The 17,254-nt window shown below is 33.1% G+C and carries 8 protein-coding genes; 2 read left to right on the forward strand and 6 right to left on the reverse strand.

The window, feature by feature from the left end; genetic code table 11:
* Position 1: 1 nt before the first annotated feature.
* The 6 genes from AAGV28_RS10585 to AAGV28_RS10610 all read right to left on the reverse strand — a co-directional run bounded on the left by AAGV28_RS10585 (position 2) and on the right by AAGV28_RS10610 (position 13,844).
* Positions 2-1,621: a RagB/SusD family nutrient uptake outer membrane protein gene (locus AAGV28_RS10585; protein WP_373406778.1), complete on the reverse strand. Its 1,620-nt coding sequence runs from the start codon at positions 1,619-1,621 to the stop codon at positions 2-4.
* 10 nt (positions 1,622-1,631) lie between these two features.
* The gene (locus tag AAGV28_RS10590; RefSeq protein ID WP_373406779.1) at positions 1,632-4,643 is read right to left on the reverse strand and encodes a SusC/RagA family TonB-linked outer membrane protein; all 3,012 of its coding nucleotides are present in this window, start codon (positions 4,641-4,643) and stop codon (positions 1,632-1,634) included.
* A gap of 17 nt (positions 4,644-4,660) precedes the next feature.
* Positions 4,661-6,004, reverse strand: a complete 1,344-nt coding sequence (locus tag AAGV28_RS10595) for a hypothetical protein (protein ID WP_373406780.1) — start codon at positions 6,002-6,004, stop codon at positions 4,661-4,663.
* Positions 6,005-6,224: 220 nt separating this feature from the next.
* Positions 6,225-9,020 carry a sugar-binding domain-containing protein gene (locus AAGV28_RS10600; protein ID WP_373406781.1) on the reverse strand — a complete coding sequence of 932 codons (2,796 nt, stop codon included), beginning with the start codon at positions 9,018-9,020 and terminating at the stop codon, positions 6,225-6,227.
* Positions 9,021-9,084: 64 nt separating this feature from the next.
* The gene (locus AAGV28_RS10605; protein ID WP_373406782.1) at positions 9,085-12,453 is read right to left on the reverse strand and encodes a DUF5107 domain-containing protein; all 3,369 of its coding nucleotides are present in this window, start codon (positions 12,451-12,453) and stop codon (positions 9,085-9,087) included.
* Between the two features lie 14 nt (positions 12,454-12,467).
* Complete coding sequence (locus tag AAGV28_RS10610; protein WP_373406783.1) at positions 12,468-13,844, reverse strand: sugar porter family MFS transporter; 1,377 nt, start codon at positions 13,842-13,844, stop codon at positions 12,468-12,470.
* A gap of 377 nt (positions 13,845-14,221) precedes the next feature.
* Here AAGV28_RS10610 and AAGV28_RS10615 point away from each other — a divergent pair, with 377 nt between their 5' ends.
* Positions 14,222-15,106 (forward strand): AraC family transcriptional regulator, encoded by an 885-nt coding sequence (locus AAGV28_RS10615; RefSeq protein ID WP_373406784.1) that lies wholly within the window; start codon positions 14,222-14,224, stop codon positions 15,104-15,106.
* 563 nt (positions 15,107-15,669) lie between these two features.
* Positions 15,670-17,250 (forward strand): Na+/H+ antiporter, encoded by a 1,581-nt coding sequence (locus tag AAGV28_RS10620; RefSeq protein ID WP_373406785.1) that lies wholly within the window; start codon positions 15,670-15,672, stop codon positions 17,248-17,250.
* Positions 17,251-17,254 lie beyond the last annotated feature (4 nt).

The following is a 17,254-nucleotide window of genomic DNA, read 5'->3' on the forward strand; positions in this document are numbered from 1 at the left end:
TTTAGTAATTTGGGTTTTGTTTGATTACATTTCCACTTCTATCGATTTCAGATTGTGGTATAGGCCAAACCAGATTTTTAGCTATATCAAAATGAATTCCTTTGTCTTGAAGTTCTTTTAAATTAGAAGTTTCATTCTCGTCTGTTGACAAAGTAGTATTATACAGTACAAAGCTTCCTGTGGGCCCCATAAGAGTTGCAATCACTGGTTTATTTGTGTCTGGGTCTATTTGACGCCTAATATCAAATAATCGAAGACCTTCAAAAGCTAATTCCATACGACGTTCTTTCCAAATGGCTTTAAGTATATTATTCCCTGATATTAATCCTTTCTTTGGTGTAAGATTTACTCTATCTCTAATATAATCAACATCATCCATAGCAAGATTAAATTCTTCTAAGTGAAAATTTGCCTCTGCACGGGTTAAATACATTTCGGCCAAACGCAATATTGGTACATTAAGAGGTGCATTTCCATAAGTACTAACAAGGCTTCTACGAGTTGCTATTGGAATATAATATTTACGTATTATACGTCCTGACTTACTTTGTTTTAAATCCCATATATGAGTAGGGTTATTTACCTCATCTCCATAAGCAGCATCCCCATTCTTTGTAATTGTACTACGACGACGGATAACATCATTTTCAGACAAATAACAATTCTCTAAATCGCTAGTAGGTACGCACCAGCCCCAGCCATCCATTACATCAGCAGCGCTAGTACTCGGAAAATTATCTTTTAATTCTCCTCTGGCACCTGTAAAAGTTGACATTATATTACCTAATTGTCTACTTGGTTCACTACTGGTTTGAGACTCTAAAATAGTTTCTACTCCGTTATGATTGTTTACATTCCAAATATTGGAAAAACTCTCTTCTAACGAAAATCCTCCTTCGGTGATTACTTTATCTGCATAATCTCTAGCTTCTTCCCATTTTTCTTGAAACAAGGAAACTCTCGCCAATAGGGCGTAACTTGCCCATTTAGTTGCTCTTCCTTTATCGGCTCCAGTGTAAGATGGTTTTAATAAATCGACTGCTCTCAAAAGATCGTCCTCAATACTGGCATAAACAGCTTCTTTAGTCGCTTTTTCTAATTTTAAATCTCCAGTTCCTAAAGGATTTAAAACCAAAGGTACTCCTCCAAAATTATTCACTAAATCATAATAATTATAGGCACGTAGGAATAATGATTCGCCTAAATATTGTTTTTTTTGGTCATCATTTATAGTAGCTTTTTGAATCCCATCTATTGCAACATTGCAGGCTCCAATATTTTCATAACGTGTTTTAAACAAATCCGAAAGATAGCCCATTCTATTTGGAGTTATCAAATATTGAGCTGCAGGAATAAAACCAGATGCATCTTGTCCAGTGTTTCCCATCCAGGCATCGTCTGTTGCTGTTTCATTTGCAAGTCTACCCGGAATCAATTGATACCAATCGTAGTGTAAAAATGCACGTTTGTATAAATCATTCACAAAAGTCTGACACTCTTCAGCAGTTGAAAAGTAATTATCAAGAGTTTGTGTACCTCGCTCATCGTGAACTATAAAGTCATCACTACATGAGCTTGAAATAATACACAAGGTTATAATTGATAAAAATATTTTTTTCATAATTTTTAAATTAAAATGTTAGATTTAAGCCAAATAAAACTGTTTTTTGAACGGGATAATTCCATCCTCCAAATCCAAAACCAAGTACATCTCCTGCTACCTCAGGTTCTACACCTGAATAATTGGTCAAAGTCAATAAATTTTGACCTGAAACAGAGCATCTAATTTTGTCAAACCCTAATTTATTCTCAATTGTATATCCCAATTGAACATTTTTTAAACGAGCAAATGAACCATCTTCAACATAATAGGATGAAAATTTCGAGAAATTCTGATTATCATCAGTTTGTGATAAACGAGGAATAGAATTAGAAGTTCCTTCGCCATGCCAAGCTAAATCGGACAAACCACTAATCTTATTGGTTCTGGATAAAGCATTATAAAGCTCATTTTTGTTTTGGTTAACAATATCATTACCAATACTGGAATAGATGTTCGCTATAAAATCGAAATTTTTATAGGAACAATTCAAATTCAAACCTATTGTATATTTTGCCCAAGGAGAACCTATTTTAGTTCTATCATCAGCATTAAGAACCCCATCTTCATTTACATCTACAAAACGAACATCACCTGCTTTTGCATAAGGCTGTAATAAATCACCGTTATTATTTGTATGTGCATTTAACTCAACATTATTTTGAAACAAGCCATCTGCTTTGTATCCGTAGAAAAAACCTGGCTCATCGCCTTCAATAGTCAATGTTCTTTCTCCATTTCCAAATAATTGTTCGCCATCAACACTTAACTTGGTCATTTTTACATTTGACTTTGTAAAGTTTAAGTTAGCTCCATAATTGAAATTTCTAATGTTGTTTTTATAAGATAAACTAAATTCCATTCCTTGAGCCGTCATAGATCCAACATTAGACCAAATTCTAGCATCATTTGGATAACCACTATAATTAGGATATGATTTTTGAAACAACATATTTTGGGTTGTTTTTGTATAAAATTCAATAGTTCCAGATAATTTATTTTGGAAAAAACCAAAATCAATACCTGTATTAAAATCCTCTACAGTTTCCCATTTAATGTCTTTATTAGGAACGGCACTTGGATAAGTTGTATTAACCACAAGGTCTCCAAAAGTGTAATAATTTTGTCCTAACTTAGAAAGATAGACACTTGCTGGCAAATTTTGATTTCCTACTTTTCCCCAACCTACTCTAAACTTAAGATCACTTAAAACATCTGAATATTTGGCCATAAAACTCTCGTTTGAAGCTTTCCACGCAAAAGAAGCAGAAGGAAAAGTTGCCCATTTATTATTTGCTAAAAATTTAGAAGACCCATCACGTCTGAATGTAGCAGTCAAATAATATCTACTATCAAAGTTATACGTTAAACGACTTAGGTAAGACATAATTGAATTTGTGTATGAAGTCCCCGAAGTTTGAGGATTTAAAGTTCCTGCATTTATTTCGCGTAATTCTTCACTGTTATTAGGCAGTTTTGATATAGTACCTCTTAAATCTGCACCATTATATTCCTCGGCAGTATTACCAATCATTAAACTAACATTATGTTTATCAGCAAATGTATTGTTATAGGTTGCTGTGTTTTGCAAACTCCATGAACGTGTCAAGTTAGTGTTACGAGAAATATTATTGATCAATAAACTTTCGTGCGCCACATCAATGATAAAATTAGGATTAAAATTATTTGAAAGTGTTGAATTTATCTCATAAGAACCTTGCGAACGAATAATTAAACCTTTTACAGGACTTAATTGAACATATCCATTAGTAGCCAATGAATATTGCTTATTAGTTGAAAAAAAACGTCTAACAGCAGCAACAGGATTAAAAACATAAGTAGGAGATCGGGCATAAATACTGAATTCATTTTCATTACCAGTTAATTGATCTGCTGGTTTATAAATTGGTGTAATGGGATCAATTCTATTAAAATCGGCCCAGTTTCCAGGATTCCCCCAGGATTCGTATCTAGGATTTAATGAAAATCCAGCCGAAACCTTTTTTGAAAATTTATAATCCGATGAAATACGAGAAGTAAATTTTTCCCATCCACCTGTTTCATAAAAAGAATCTTGTTTATAAAAATTCAAGCTTACTGCATAAGTATGATTATCCGTTCCGCCTTGCAAACCAAAGCTGACATTACTCACCGCAACTCTTTCTCTGATACCTGCATTCCACCAATCAGTTGATTTTCCTCGATAACTACTTGGGTCACCAAACTCGGCTGGAAATCCAGATTGAACTGCTGCTGTATTAAATATAGTAGCATACTCCTCTGCATCGGCCATGTTATATGGGTTTTGCATTAATTGAACTCCATAACTTGTATCCAAATTGAATTTAATTGCTCCTGATTTTCCTCTCTTAGTTGTAATTAAAACAACACCATTAGAGGCTCTACTACCATAAATTGCACTTGCCGATGCGTCTTTAAGAATCTCCATACTTTCTATTTCATTTGTATTTAGAAAGTTAATATTGGTTCCCATTGGTATTCCATCAACAACATAAAGTGGATCAGTACTTAAATTAATTGTTGAAATTCCACGAATGAAAACTTTAGGTACTGAACCTGGACCACCACTATTTACAATCTGTACACCAGCTGCTTTTCCTTGTAAAGATTCAGTGGCATTTCCTACTGTCATCGTATTTAATTCTTTTCCTTTTACTGTAGCTATAGAACTGGTTAAATCACTTTTCTTTATAGTAGCAAAACCAACAACTACAATCTCATCTAATATGTTGTCAGAACTTTCAAGAACCACATTAATAGAGGTATTTGCTCCTACTTTAACAGATTTAGTAATAAATCCAAGATATGAAAATTCAATTTCTGATTGCTCATTAGGAACATTAACTGAATAATTACCACTACCATCTGATATTGTTCCCGTTGTTGTTCCTTTTACAACAATATTTACACCTACAAGAGGTTCTTTATTCGAGTCTGAAACAGTACCTTTAATTGTGTTTTGTCCAAAAGACATTACACTAAACAAAAGAGCTGTAAAAAACCATATCGTTTTTAATTTCATCTTAAATTATTTTTAAATTATTTTTTTATCAAAGTAGTTCGCTCTAATTCTGTGTCAAGTGTAAAGATGTAAGTTCCCGCAGCCACACCACTATAATTAGCATTTCCTCCACCTAAATAGGGTGCTACTGCAAATGTGTCTAATCTCCAGAATGGAAACCAACCATTCCCTGTGATGGTCATAGCTACAGCAGATCCATTTAAAGTAATTTCTCTTGTCAATCGATAAGGATTTGTAGGATCAGCAGAAAGTGCTAGAACTGTAGAACTAGGATCCCAACCAGCGTTTACAATTCCATTCCCGCAAATCGTTATAGGCGTTGTACTCAAGTTAATAGGTGCTGAAGTTGGCGTATAAGGCGTAACTGTATAAACTAAATCAATTGGATTGACCGTGATTTCATAATAGCCTTTTGTAGGTAAAACTATCGGATTAGATGTAGTGCTATTTTGCAATGTTCCTGTTGATGACAATCCAAAAGTATGTGGTTCAAAAGAAACATCTTGTCCAAGTAAAAAGATATTTTTATTATTTGAATCAGCATAATATTTAAAAGTAAATACATTTCCAACTTTCTTATGAAAAAGCATTGGTACTCCAAACGCATCATTAGATAAGCTAGAACCAACTGCTAAATCAGTTAAAAACATAGAAGTCAATCCGTCTGCAACAGTAAAAGTAACTTTGGTTGTTTCTTGATTTGGTGTCAAAAAATTATCTTTAACAGTGATTAAAATTTCATACGTTTTAAGATCCGAAGGAATAGAAAATACTTTGTTGTAATTATAGGTTTTCAAACCACCTACCTCAACTACATCATTAATTCCTAATTCTGGACAACTAACTAAGATAGTATCAATTCCTGTATAATCTTCAAGATGAAAACTAATAGGCACTTTTGTATCACTGGTTTTAAAAACTACACTATTATTGACTGGTTTTACATTGGTCAAAGTTGGAGCTACAAAATCACCATCAAGTCTTAGGCTAATATTTTTTGTAACAACATTTTCAGAAAGATCAGTAAGAATTAATTCAATTTGAAAGGTTTCTGTTATTGTTTTATCACTTGGCACTAAAAATTTATAATTAAGATCAAATTCTGTAGTTAAAGGATCTTTAGGAAAAGTAATCACTTTAATTAAATCTAACTCAGGAATTCTAATTTCAATTGTTTTCAGTCCAATATCATCATTCAATGAAGCTTTTATTTCAAATTTTCTATTTGGCCCTCCATAAATTTCATTGGACTGAGTAACTATTTCTGGATTATCCGATGCAGGGAATGCCGGGTCATTATTTTCACAACCTAAAAAGGCAGAAAACACAATCAACAATTGTAATAATTTTAGTTTTTTCATAATTAAATTTGGTTTGGTTAAAAAATAGAGTTAAATGGTTTATTAAAATTTAGATTTCATTTAAAATTTTAGTTAATAAGAGCCCTGCGCTTATATACTAGCTGACTAATCTTGAGATAGATTAGCTATAGTAATAGTAATAGCGTAAATGAACTAGTAACACCCTGTTACTGAAATAGATTTATGACTTGGATTTTATTCTATATACAATTGTATTTTTCTAATAGATACTCGTTGGTTTTTCTGCCGTTTTTTCTTTTTCTTTTTTCAAAATCAATTTTAAAGCATCTGGATTTTTAATGGTATCTGGATTAAATGAGGAACTATTCATGTAATTCAGTATCGAGACTAACATTTGTTTCGCAACTGGACGTTTCTCTAAATCATTTGCCAAATCAAAAGAAGCAAGAACTAGTTTTCCACTTCCGATACTTCCTTCAAAAAGTGAGGCCAATCTTCTATTATTAGCAAAATTATCTACCATTTCAACCAAAGGACTCCCACCATCAATACTATCTACAATTAAAGTTGTTGAATTTACATTCAAATCCCACCATTGCCAATCCGTATTCATATCTGTAGGGAAATCAGCAAAAACTTTGTGTATAGGATTACAAAGTATTCCCATAGTTCCTGCCTGTTTAGGGAAATGAATTGGGCTCCAGAAAACAGGAACAAATTTTCCTTCAATACCTTTTATTTTTTTCCAATCTGGATTTAATAATACTTTTTTTCCAGCGTTTAAAAGTTTGATGGCTTCATCAAGATTTCTGGTATAAACCACTTTTCCATAATCAATAGATTGTTTTTGAGGGTAAACCCAAATGTTCCATTTGTTTGTATAATTTGTCCCTTTCAGATTTACTTTGATGGTTAGTTTTGATGCTTTTGTTATTTTAAGCAAGCTTTCATTTAAATCTAAAATTTTATGATTGTATCCAATTGAAATTGCTGCCTTAGTACTTCCCGAAGCTATTACTGAATCATCATCAGAAATACTCCATTCAATTTCCTGATTATTTAAACTGCTATCGGAATAATTACTTACATCTAAAGAAGCCGTAAAAAATTCATTATTGGTATAAGTTGCTTTAGCAAAACGCATGAGCGGTACTACAGGAGCTGAAAAACTTCTAAATTCATCAGCCGAAATCAGTCCTTTACTGTCCCAGAAAGCGTCCAACAGACCAACTAAGGCCGTTCCCTGACCCGGAAAATCATGCAGATCTAATAATTGAAATCCGCTAATTCCTGCAGTCTTCAAAGCTCTTTCTATTTCTTCTTTGTAAAGAATTACGGCTAATTTCCCCGAAGCTTTCGTAAAATCAGCGGCTTTATGGATTAATCCTTTGCGCTCCAAATCTTCTTTAACCGATTTGAAATTGATGGGTTCTAAAACGCCTGTGTATTTTGAAATTTCATCTATTTTTGGATACACTGCATATTGTCCTATTTCATGTGTAATCAGTGGAACGGTCATCCCTTCCACAGAAGCCACATAATCTTTATTGAATGTTGGTGATTCGCTATTAAAGACTCCTTGCCCGCGCACCCAGCCCTTTTTTGTCCATTGGGTAATGAAGAAATCATCTTCAGGTTCTGGCCAGTCACCATGTCCTTTTTCGAAAGTAAAAGAAGTGGTGGTGTACAAATGCCTTTCGTCTTTTGCTTTTAGACTGTTCATCAATTTAGTCAAAACCGTCATATCGCCCTGTAATTCATTCCCCATTGACCACATACAAAAAGAAGGATGATTACCATACTCGTCAATCATACGCTGTGCTTCGGCGTATAAAAAATCGGTTGTTTTTTGATCCTCACCAATCTTGAGCGTCCAAACTGGCAATTCGACCTGAAGATAAAAACCCATTTCATCTGCAACTTCAAACGCAGCTTTGGGAGGACACCAAGAATGAAAACGTAAATGGTTTAATCCCCAGTTTTTAGCTGTCCCAAAAACTTTTTGCCAGCCTTCTTTGTCCATTGGTGTATATCCTGTAAGCGGGAAGATATCACATTCTAATGTTCCTCTTAAAAAAACAGGCTGACCGTTAATAGTCAAAACCGATCCTTTTTTAGAAAAATTTCTCATTCCAAAATCAACAGATATTTGGGAATTATTTTTTCCAACTTTTAATTCCGCTTTTAATTCGTACAACTCAGGTGAAAACTCACTCCAAAGTTTTACATCTTTGCCCATATCATAATCCACTTCAACCACAGATTGACCTGCGTTAATTTGAATCTTTTTTTCAAGCGTTTCTATTGCAATTTTGTTTTTCTTGTTTACAGCAGTTACGATCAAAACTCCTTTTGCAGCTTTTCTTGTGTTGTTATTTAATGCAAAAGCCAACTTTGCTTTTTTTGCATTTATATCTGATTTTACTTGTACACTAGCTATACGAACAACATCAAACGCTTCAATTTCCATTTTTCCAATAACACCATTCCAAATAATCTGTGTATGATTGGTATAAGCATGTGCCATATTATCTACACTGATATCAAATAGTTTACGATTATCTACCCGAATTGTTATGCGATGCGTTTTTCCTGCAATTAAATACTTAGAGAGGTCAAAATAATGCGGAGCTATAAGACTATTTTGTTCTGTTTCGACTTGTTTACCATCAATCCAAACATTGGTTTTCCAAATAACACGTTCTAATTTTAATAGTAGTTCTTTCCCTTTCCAATTTTTTGGAATTGTTATTTCACGAGAGTACCAAGCAGCTCCTACATAGCTGTTTTTTCGGGTCAAATGGCTCATTTGGAGCTTTTCTAAACTTGGCTTAAGCTTATTTGCAACTCCAAGTCCTGCATCATCTGTAGTTCCTGGTAATTTCATTGGCTGTATAAAACTCCTATTCTGCCAACCCTTTTTTAGTCCAATATCAGCACTGTCTAACTGAACTGTCCAGTCTCCCGCTATATTCATTACCAGCTTATCTTTCGAATCCCAGGAAGAGAGAAATAGTATAAGAAGAACTGATGTTACGATATGTTTGATTTGCATTTTCTAAATTTTATAATTAAAAATCCCTTTAATTAGCAGATAACATTAAGACCAACAAACTTTTCTATTTTCGAAAAGTTTGTTTATTAATATCTAATTGTTTTACTTTTTGATAATATTGCTCCGATTGGGTTTCATTCCCTAATCCACTGTGTCCTAAAGCCATCACGTAATAACAATGCACTTGATTACGAACACTTAAATCATCATCCCAAATTGCTAAATCCGGAAGTGATACCGCAAAATAATCGATTCTGGATTTTTCAAATAAATACTTTTCTCCATGCGCCAATAACTTGTTGAAACGACTACGAGCTTTATCTTCGTCTCCTAATTCGCGCCAAGCTAATCCCTGATAAAATATTTTATCCGGCTGTTGGTCATTATAGAAAAACGCCTGAACAGGCTCTGAGGATCCAAGCGTTGCATGAACAAAATTAGCCTTAGCATTTTCTACATCTCCTAGTCCTTTGTAAGCAAGTCCTTTATAATAAAAAACTTCGTTTTCTTCAGCATTTTTCAATTTACCTTCGCCTAAATTGTGTGGGTAAAACTCTGTTTCTTCCAGCAACTGTAAAGCATTTTCAAAACGGTTTTCTGCAATTGCAATTTTTGCCAGTTCTACTCTACACAATGTATATTGTCCGGTTACTTTTCCTTCACCGCCCTCCCATGGATGGAATTTTCGCTTCGAAATCAGTTCTTTTGCAATAGCATATTTTCGGGTTTGATTATAAAGCGTAATGCGTTCGATACACAAATCATCACGTTCCTCAACTAAATTTGGATATTGATTTAAAACGTCTAATCTAAATTCTGGCGATTTACCGATTTTCTTGTAAAGTTGATCCAACTCCATAAAAATTCTTGAATCTGTTGTGTCTAATGCAAACGCTTTTTCTAACATTTCCTGAGCCTTAGCTTTATCATTTGTCTTATTGAAATACGCAAGTGCTAGGTTTCTTAACAATGTTGGAAAAGTATCATCAATACTATATGACAATTCCCAGCATTTTACTGCATCTTCATATTGACGGAAAGCATACCAGAAATTCCCTAAATAATAAGGTGCTTTAGCGTCGTCCGGATTCCATTTAATGGCATCCTGTAGAATGTTTACTTCTTCAATTCGATTAGGAAAACATTTTTCCGAAGGCTGCAATGAAGCTTTTTTATACCATTCAATTGCCAGATTAGTATTTCCATCTAAAGAAGAAAAATAACCTAAAGCATAATATATCATTGGATATACTTCTTCGGTATCATTAATCGATTCCTGTAATAATTGAGAAGCTTCCTGATACAATCCGGCTCCTGCAAAATCCAATGCGTATTCAATATATCCGTGTGACCACTGACGCATAATCGTGTTCATTTCGTCTAGAACCGCTTGGTCTTTGGTAATCAAATATTTCTCAAAACGGCATCCCATATTGAAACGGTCTATTTTAATCGAATCCTCAATCCACGTTAAAGCTTCTTGATTTCTATCTAATTTTCTTAAAATAGAAGCTTTCAACTGACGTGCTTTATGATTGTGCCAATTGCGAATCAATGACGATTCTACTCTTTCTAAGGCTTCAGTCCATTCTCCTTTTATACTGTCGATTTGTGCCAAAGCATAAAACGCAGCATCCTGCCAAGCGGCATTCCATGTCGATTTAAAAAGTGAATTATAAGCATCATCAAATTTTCCTTGAAGTTTTAAACAATAACCTAAATTGTACAAAGGTTCACCGTCAATTGGATTTGGATTGCGTTCTGTTAAGACCTCAACTGCAGTTTTAAAATAAGCTTCTGCTTTTTCGAATTGACCTCTTCTTAACATCAATAAACCAACTGCATTATTACAGCGAACATCTCTCGAATCTCTGCTTAAAGCTTCAAAATAATAATCAAGTGGATTATAAGTAGCGTGTCTGTATTGCTCTAAATGCAATCCTGTTAAATACAATTGCTCCATTGATGCAATATCTTTTGGATCCAAAGCTGCTTTTGCAGGATCAGGAACAGGTTTTATTTCGGCTTTTTCTTGTTGGTATTGAACCAAAATTTTTCCATTAGCAGTATAAACTGTAAAAACTAAATCCTCTGATTTAATATCTCCAACAGCAACTCTTTTCTTGTATGGATTTACAGGGGAAATAGTAATTTCATCCTGAAACAAAACGGTATTTTCTTTAGATTTTAGTTCAATCTTTAGATTTTTATAAAGACTTGTGGTGTATAAAATTAAATCGGCTTCATTACCCTCCACTTCAATGTTTATTATGGCATCTTTAGTAGCATTTTTAACATAACCCACTTCGGCATAAGGCATAAAATACTGAACCCAGGACTTTTCTTCATAGGCTTGAAGCCAGGAAAAATCGGGCTGATTATCGGTAAAAACTCCTGTCATTAATTCTATATAAGGACCGTCTTTGTCCGTTAGATTTCGATCCCAAGCCAAACCAAAATCACCGTTACCCCATGTCCATTGTTTTTTTCCAGGAGAAACATGATGATTAGCTACGTGTAATAATCCTGCTTGTACATTATCTTCATAACCTCCCACAAAATTATACTTTGATTGCACCGCCATATAGGATGTTGGTACCGGAATATTTTTATATTTAGAAATATCAACACCAGCTGAATAATCTTGTTTGTAATATTCGCCAGTTGCAATGGGAAATTTAGAAACATCTCTTTTTCCGTGGTCAAATACGGCATTTACATCTGGTGGAAATACTGATTTATAGCCATCATTTACTACAACTGCTGGATTCGCCCACCAAAGAAACGTTTGAGGAAACGCAGTACGATTGTATATTTTTACTTTAATTTCGATATAAGCTTTATCAGGATGCAGTGTAAATCCCTGCATTCCTTTAGTTCTAAACATTCGTTCTACTTCATTACACCAAATGGTTTTACTACCATCAGCATTTTCTTCGATACTAAAATCTGTTGGTAAAAAAGTACTCGGACGGTGGTGTTGTGGCCAGTTGAACTCTATCCCTCCAGAAATCCAAGGACCTGTAAGCCCAACTAATGCAGGCTTAATTACTTGATTGTAATACACAAAATGGCGTTGTTTTACTTTATCATACGCCATGTGAACGCGACCGCCTAATTCCGGCAGAATCATTATTTTGATGTATTTGTTTTCTAAAAATACAGCATGATAGGATTTATCAAATTTTTCATCTGATAATTTTTCGACAACTGGATATGGATAAACCGCGCCAGAACTTCCTTGATACACTCGTTTTTCAAGAAATATCGGGTTTTTTTCTTCCTCCCCTATTTGGTAAGTTGGTAACAATATATCTTCTTCCCAAACACGAACTACTCCATCTTCATCAATAGTGGATTGAATTAAATAAGCTGTGATTTTTTCATCTTGAGCGTTTTCGTTTACTAATTCTTCTACAATTGTATTTTTCATTTTATTATAAGCTATTATTTTGTCAATTCATTTTCAATTTCCTCTAAAGACTTTCCTTTGGTTTCAGGTAAATAAATACGTAAGAAAAGATATCCTACAAAACAAACAACTCCGTAAAGCCAGAATGTTCCATAAGCCCCCAAACTATTATTCAATAAAGGGAAAGTATAGGTAAGAATAAAGCAGGCGGTCCATAGAGAAAAAGTAGCAACTCCCATTGCCATGGCTCTAATTTTTACAGGAAATATTTCTGATAAAACAACCCATGTAACAGGTGCCAATGTCATAGCATAACAAGCAATAGCTGCAATTACCAGAAATAAAACAGCTGGGCCAGTTACTGTAAAATAATAGCAAACACCTAAAATTGCATATATACAAGCTAGACCAATGGAACCAAAAAGCATTAAAGCCCTTCTTCCTATTCGGTCAACTAAATACATTCCTACATAAGTAAAAATTAAGTTAGTCAAACCTGTAATAACAATATTGAATAGAATATCTGACACACCATAACCAGCTGCTGAAAATATTTCCTGGGCATAATTGAAAATTACGTTTATTCCGCACCACTGTTGAAAAACAGCGATAAAAACACCCAGCATAAGTATCTTTGGTATTTTACCCTCAAATAACATTTTATAGCTAACTTTTTCTTTAATTGTTCCTAAAGCAGCTTTCAATTCCTTGATTTGTTCTACAGCAAATTCTTCGCCTCCAATTTTAGAAAAGATTGCTGTTGCTTTTTCATATTTGTATTGACTTGCTAGCCATCTTGGACTCTCTGGAATAATTAATATTAAAGCAAAAAAAGCAAACGATGGTATAGCCTCGGCCCAAAACATGATTCTCCAACCAGTTTGTACATTCCAAGAATCTAATAAAATAGTTCCTGAAGCAATTGGTTCTGCAACAAGTAAATTAGTAATTTGTGCAGCCAAAATCCCTAAAACAATGGTAAGCTGATTGATTGAAACATATTTCCCTCTAGAAGCACTTGGTGCAATTTCAGCAATATACATTGGTGAAAGATTAGATGCTATACCAATTCCAACACCACCAACGACTCTCCAAAAAATAAACATTTCAATTGTATTTGCAGCTCCTGTGCCTATAGCAGATATTGTAAAAAGAATCGAAGCTACAACCAATAACGGCTTTCTTCCATAACGATCAGACAAACTTCCTGACACCATCACACCTAACAAACACCCTAAGATGGCACTTCCCATAACCCAACCCTGCATTGAAGGCAAATTTGTAATATTAAAGAAAACTTCATAGAAAGGTTTTGCTCCACCAATTACAACCCAGTCGTAACCAAATAGCAAACCACCCATGGCTGAAACTAATGCAATAAAAAGTAGATAGGAAGAATTATACTTACTCATATATTTAATTTTTAAATTATTTTAACATTGCAAATGTCGCTGCTTCATTTGGCTACAAAAATGTAATATTCATATAAAACATGTATAAAACAACTTTTTAGAGGAGATAATTATTATACTAAAAAAAATAAAAGATATATTTACGATAAATGTATTTTTTAAGTTAATAATAAACATAAAGAACATTACTAATACTAAAGGTATCTAAAAAAAACATTAATTATTAGCTGACAAAAACCTATACTACATCAATGAATTACATAATATGTAAATTACCATTATTGAGCCAAATTTATATTTAACATTATTATTTGTTAAATTTGACTTGTAATGCTTCGGAAAATGAGTTTCGTATTTTTAAAAAAATTATAATTGACATGGATCACATAGCTGATGGTTTTAAAGGTGAAAGAGCAATCGTTGTACCTTATAGCGTGAGGAATTTTCAATCGGAAAATGAATTGACAAAAAATGTATTCGTTACTCATATTGGCTATTATCCGAATGCAAAATATCATTTTAGAAAAAGATCAAAAGGTGCGCTTGAAAACATTCTTATTTACTGTGAAAACGGAAAAGGATTTATAACTCTTGAAAATGAAGAATTTTTCCTTACAAAGAATCAGGCTTTTATTATTCCCGCACACAAAGCGCATAGTTACGAAGCTGAAATTTCAAAACCTTGGAGTATTTACTGGTTACATTTTAAAGGAAATTCAAATTCTTTATACACAACGGTTTCTGGAAAAATTTTAAATCTAGACGACAGCAGATCATTAGACCGATTGAATCTTTTTGAGGAAATTTATCAAAACCTTGAAATGGGTTTTTATCCTGATAACATGGAATATTCTAGTATTTGTTTGCAACATTTTTTAGCCAGCATAAAATATACCGATCAATTTTTAAAAATAAAAACAGCGGATACAGAAGTTTTAGACATAGTACCTATGAGTATTATTTTCATGAAAAATAATTTAACAGCTAAGATCACATTACATGAAATTGCACAACATGTGGGATATTCAAGCTCCTATTTTGGATCTTTGTTTTTAGAAAAAACATCATTTACTCCAATGGAGTATTACAATCAATTGAAAATTCAAAAATCCTGTTCTCTATTACAATTCAGTACTATGAAAATAAAAGAGATAGCTTATTATTTAGGATATTACGATCCTTTCCATTTCTCAAAAACATTTAGACTTGTTATGGAAATATCACCCAGAGAATATCGACTAAGATATAAAAGTCAGGTGTAATTTATGCCTTTGCGGAGCTCTATAAAAATCAAGCACTACGTTTTTTTTTTTAATACCCGCTTAACAATCTTAAATGGTATTAAGTAACAATTTAACTTTTATTTTATTTCATTTCTTTTGTTACTAAAAATTTACTATTGCCAAACCCGTTGGGTGAAATTATCAAAAACGTCAATGGTAGTGTTTTTTGCGTAATGAAATGAAGCAAAAATGTATCGAGAACCGTTTTCTATTCAATATTTTCTCGTTCTCGATACAAATTTTCCGAAAAAACTGTTGCGTTTTCTGAAAATTCACTCGAACTGACGAAAATTTAATATCCAAAAACAATTTCACCAAACGAGTTATTACCAACTATATCCTTTTGTATAATCAATAGGACTATTGATACAGTCTCACTTTATTTAAATTACTTACTTTCACTATAAATCTGAACTATTTTAAAGCAAATAATTTACTTTTGTGTTTTAAATCTTATCGATAATATTTCTTTTACAAAAAAAAATTATATTATTAAAATTGGATTAAAAATATAGTTATGTTCCCTTTAATAATTTGTAAAAATGTTTGAAAATTTCCCTTTTTATCTAGGTATATTAATTGTTATTTTATTGTTGATTATGTTAGCTAATAAAATAAAAGTGGCTTATCCTATACTTTTAGTGTTGGCAGGATTAGTCATTAGTTTTATTCCTGGTGTCCCTGTTATAAATATCGAACCTGAACTCATATTCTTTATTTTTTTACCACCCTTATTATATGAAGCAGCTTGGAAAGTCTCGTGGAAAGAAATGTGGCGTTGGCGACGCATTATTACGAGTTTTGCTTTTGTAGTGGTGTTTTTATCGGCACTTTCCGTAGCATTAGTAGCTAATTATATTATTCCTGGATTTTCATTAGCATTAGGTTTTTTATTAGGCGGAATTGTATCACCTCCCGATGCGGTAAGCGCTGGAGCGATTTTAAAATTTGTTAAAGTTCCAAAATCAATTTCATCAATATTAGAAGGTGAAAGTTTATTGAATGACGCTTCATCATTAATTATTTTTAGATTTGCAATGATTGCCGTTGCCACTGAACAGTTTTTATTTTATAAAGCTGCCGCAAGTTTTAGCTGGATGATTATAGGTGGCGTTACAATAGGTTTATTCATTGGATGGATTTTCATGAAAGTCCACCAATACATGCCAACTGATTCTAATATTGATATTGTTCTATCCTTGCTTACTCCTTATGTTATATATCTGGCAGCCGAGGAAGTACACAGTTCTGGTGTACTAGCGGTGGTATGTGGCGGTTTACTTTTAGCTAATAATAGGCATCGTTTTCTTACCAGTAAATCACGTTTGCAGGGAATAAATGTTTGGGAAAGTTTTTGCTTTATTTTAAACGGATTGGTTTTTATGCTCATCGGATTGGATTTACCACAAATTACCAAAGGACTTGAAGAAGCAAATATTAGCATTACAACAGCAGTGGGTTATGGCGTGTTAATAACAATTGTTTTGATGGTAAGTAGAATTTTATCTTCTTATGGTGCAGTAATAATTACTTCGATTACTAGAAAGTTCATTACTGGTACTGAAAACAGAAATCCTGGTATTCAAACCCCTTTTATACTTGGATGGACCGGAATGAGAGGTGTTGTTTCATTGGCAGCAGCATTATCTATACCTGTTTTTTTGAATAATGGTAATGGATTTCCACAACGAAATCTAATCTTATTTATAACTTTTATTGTTATTCTTTTAACTTTACTAATTCAGGGATTAACACTGCCTTATTTTATTAAAAAAATTAAATTTACCACTATTGATGATTCTTTGTCTCGTGAAGAAGTGTATAATAACATAAGACAAGAATTAGCGGAATTTGCTGTAAATTATCTGAAAACGAATTATAATGAACAAGTCGAAAATAGTTCTGCTTTACAACATCTTATTCTAAAATGGGAACAGCATAGTAATGGAATCTACGACGAATCAATTGCTATAGAACTTAAAGATATTTATCTAGATTTGTTAAATAAACAAAGACAATGGCTTACAAATAAAAATAAAGAAGATCAAAGTTTAGACGAATCAATCATTAGAAGGCAGATGCACTATTTAGACATTGAAGAAGAAAAATTGCGATATTTATAAAACA

The organism is Flavobacterium zubiriense, assembly GCF_041729725.1.
In the GTDB taxonomy this organism is placed as follows: Bacteria; Bacteroidota; Bacteroidia; order Flavobacteriales; family Flavobacteriaceae; genus Flavobacterium; species Flavobacterium zubiriense.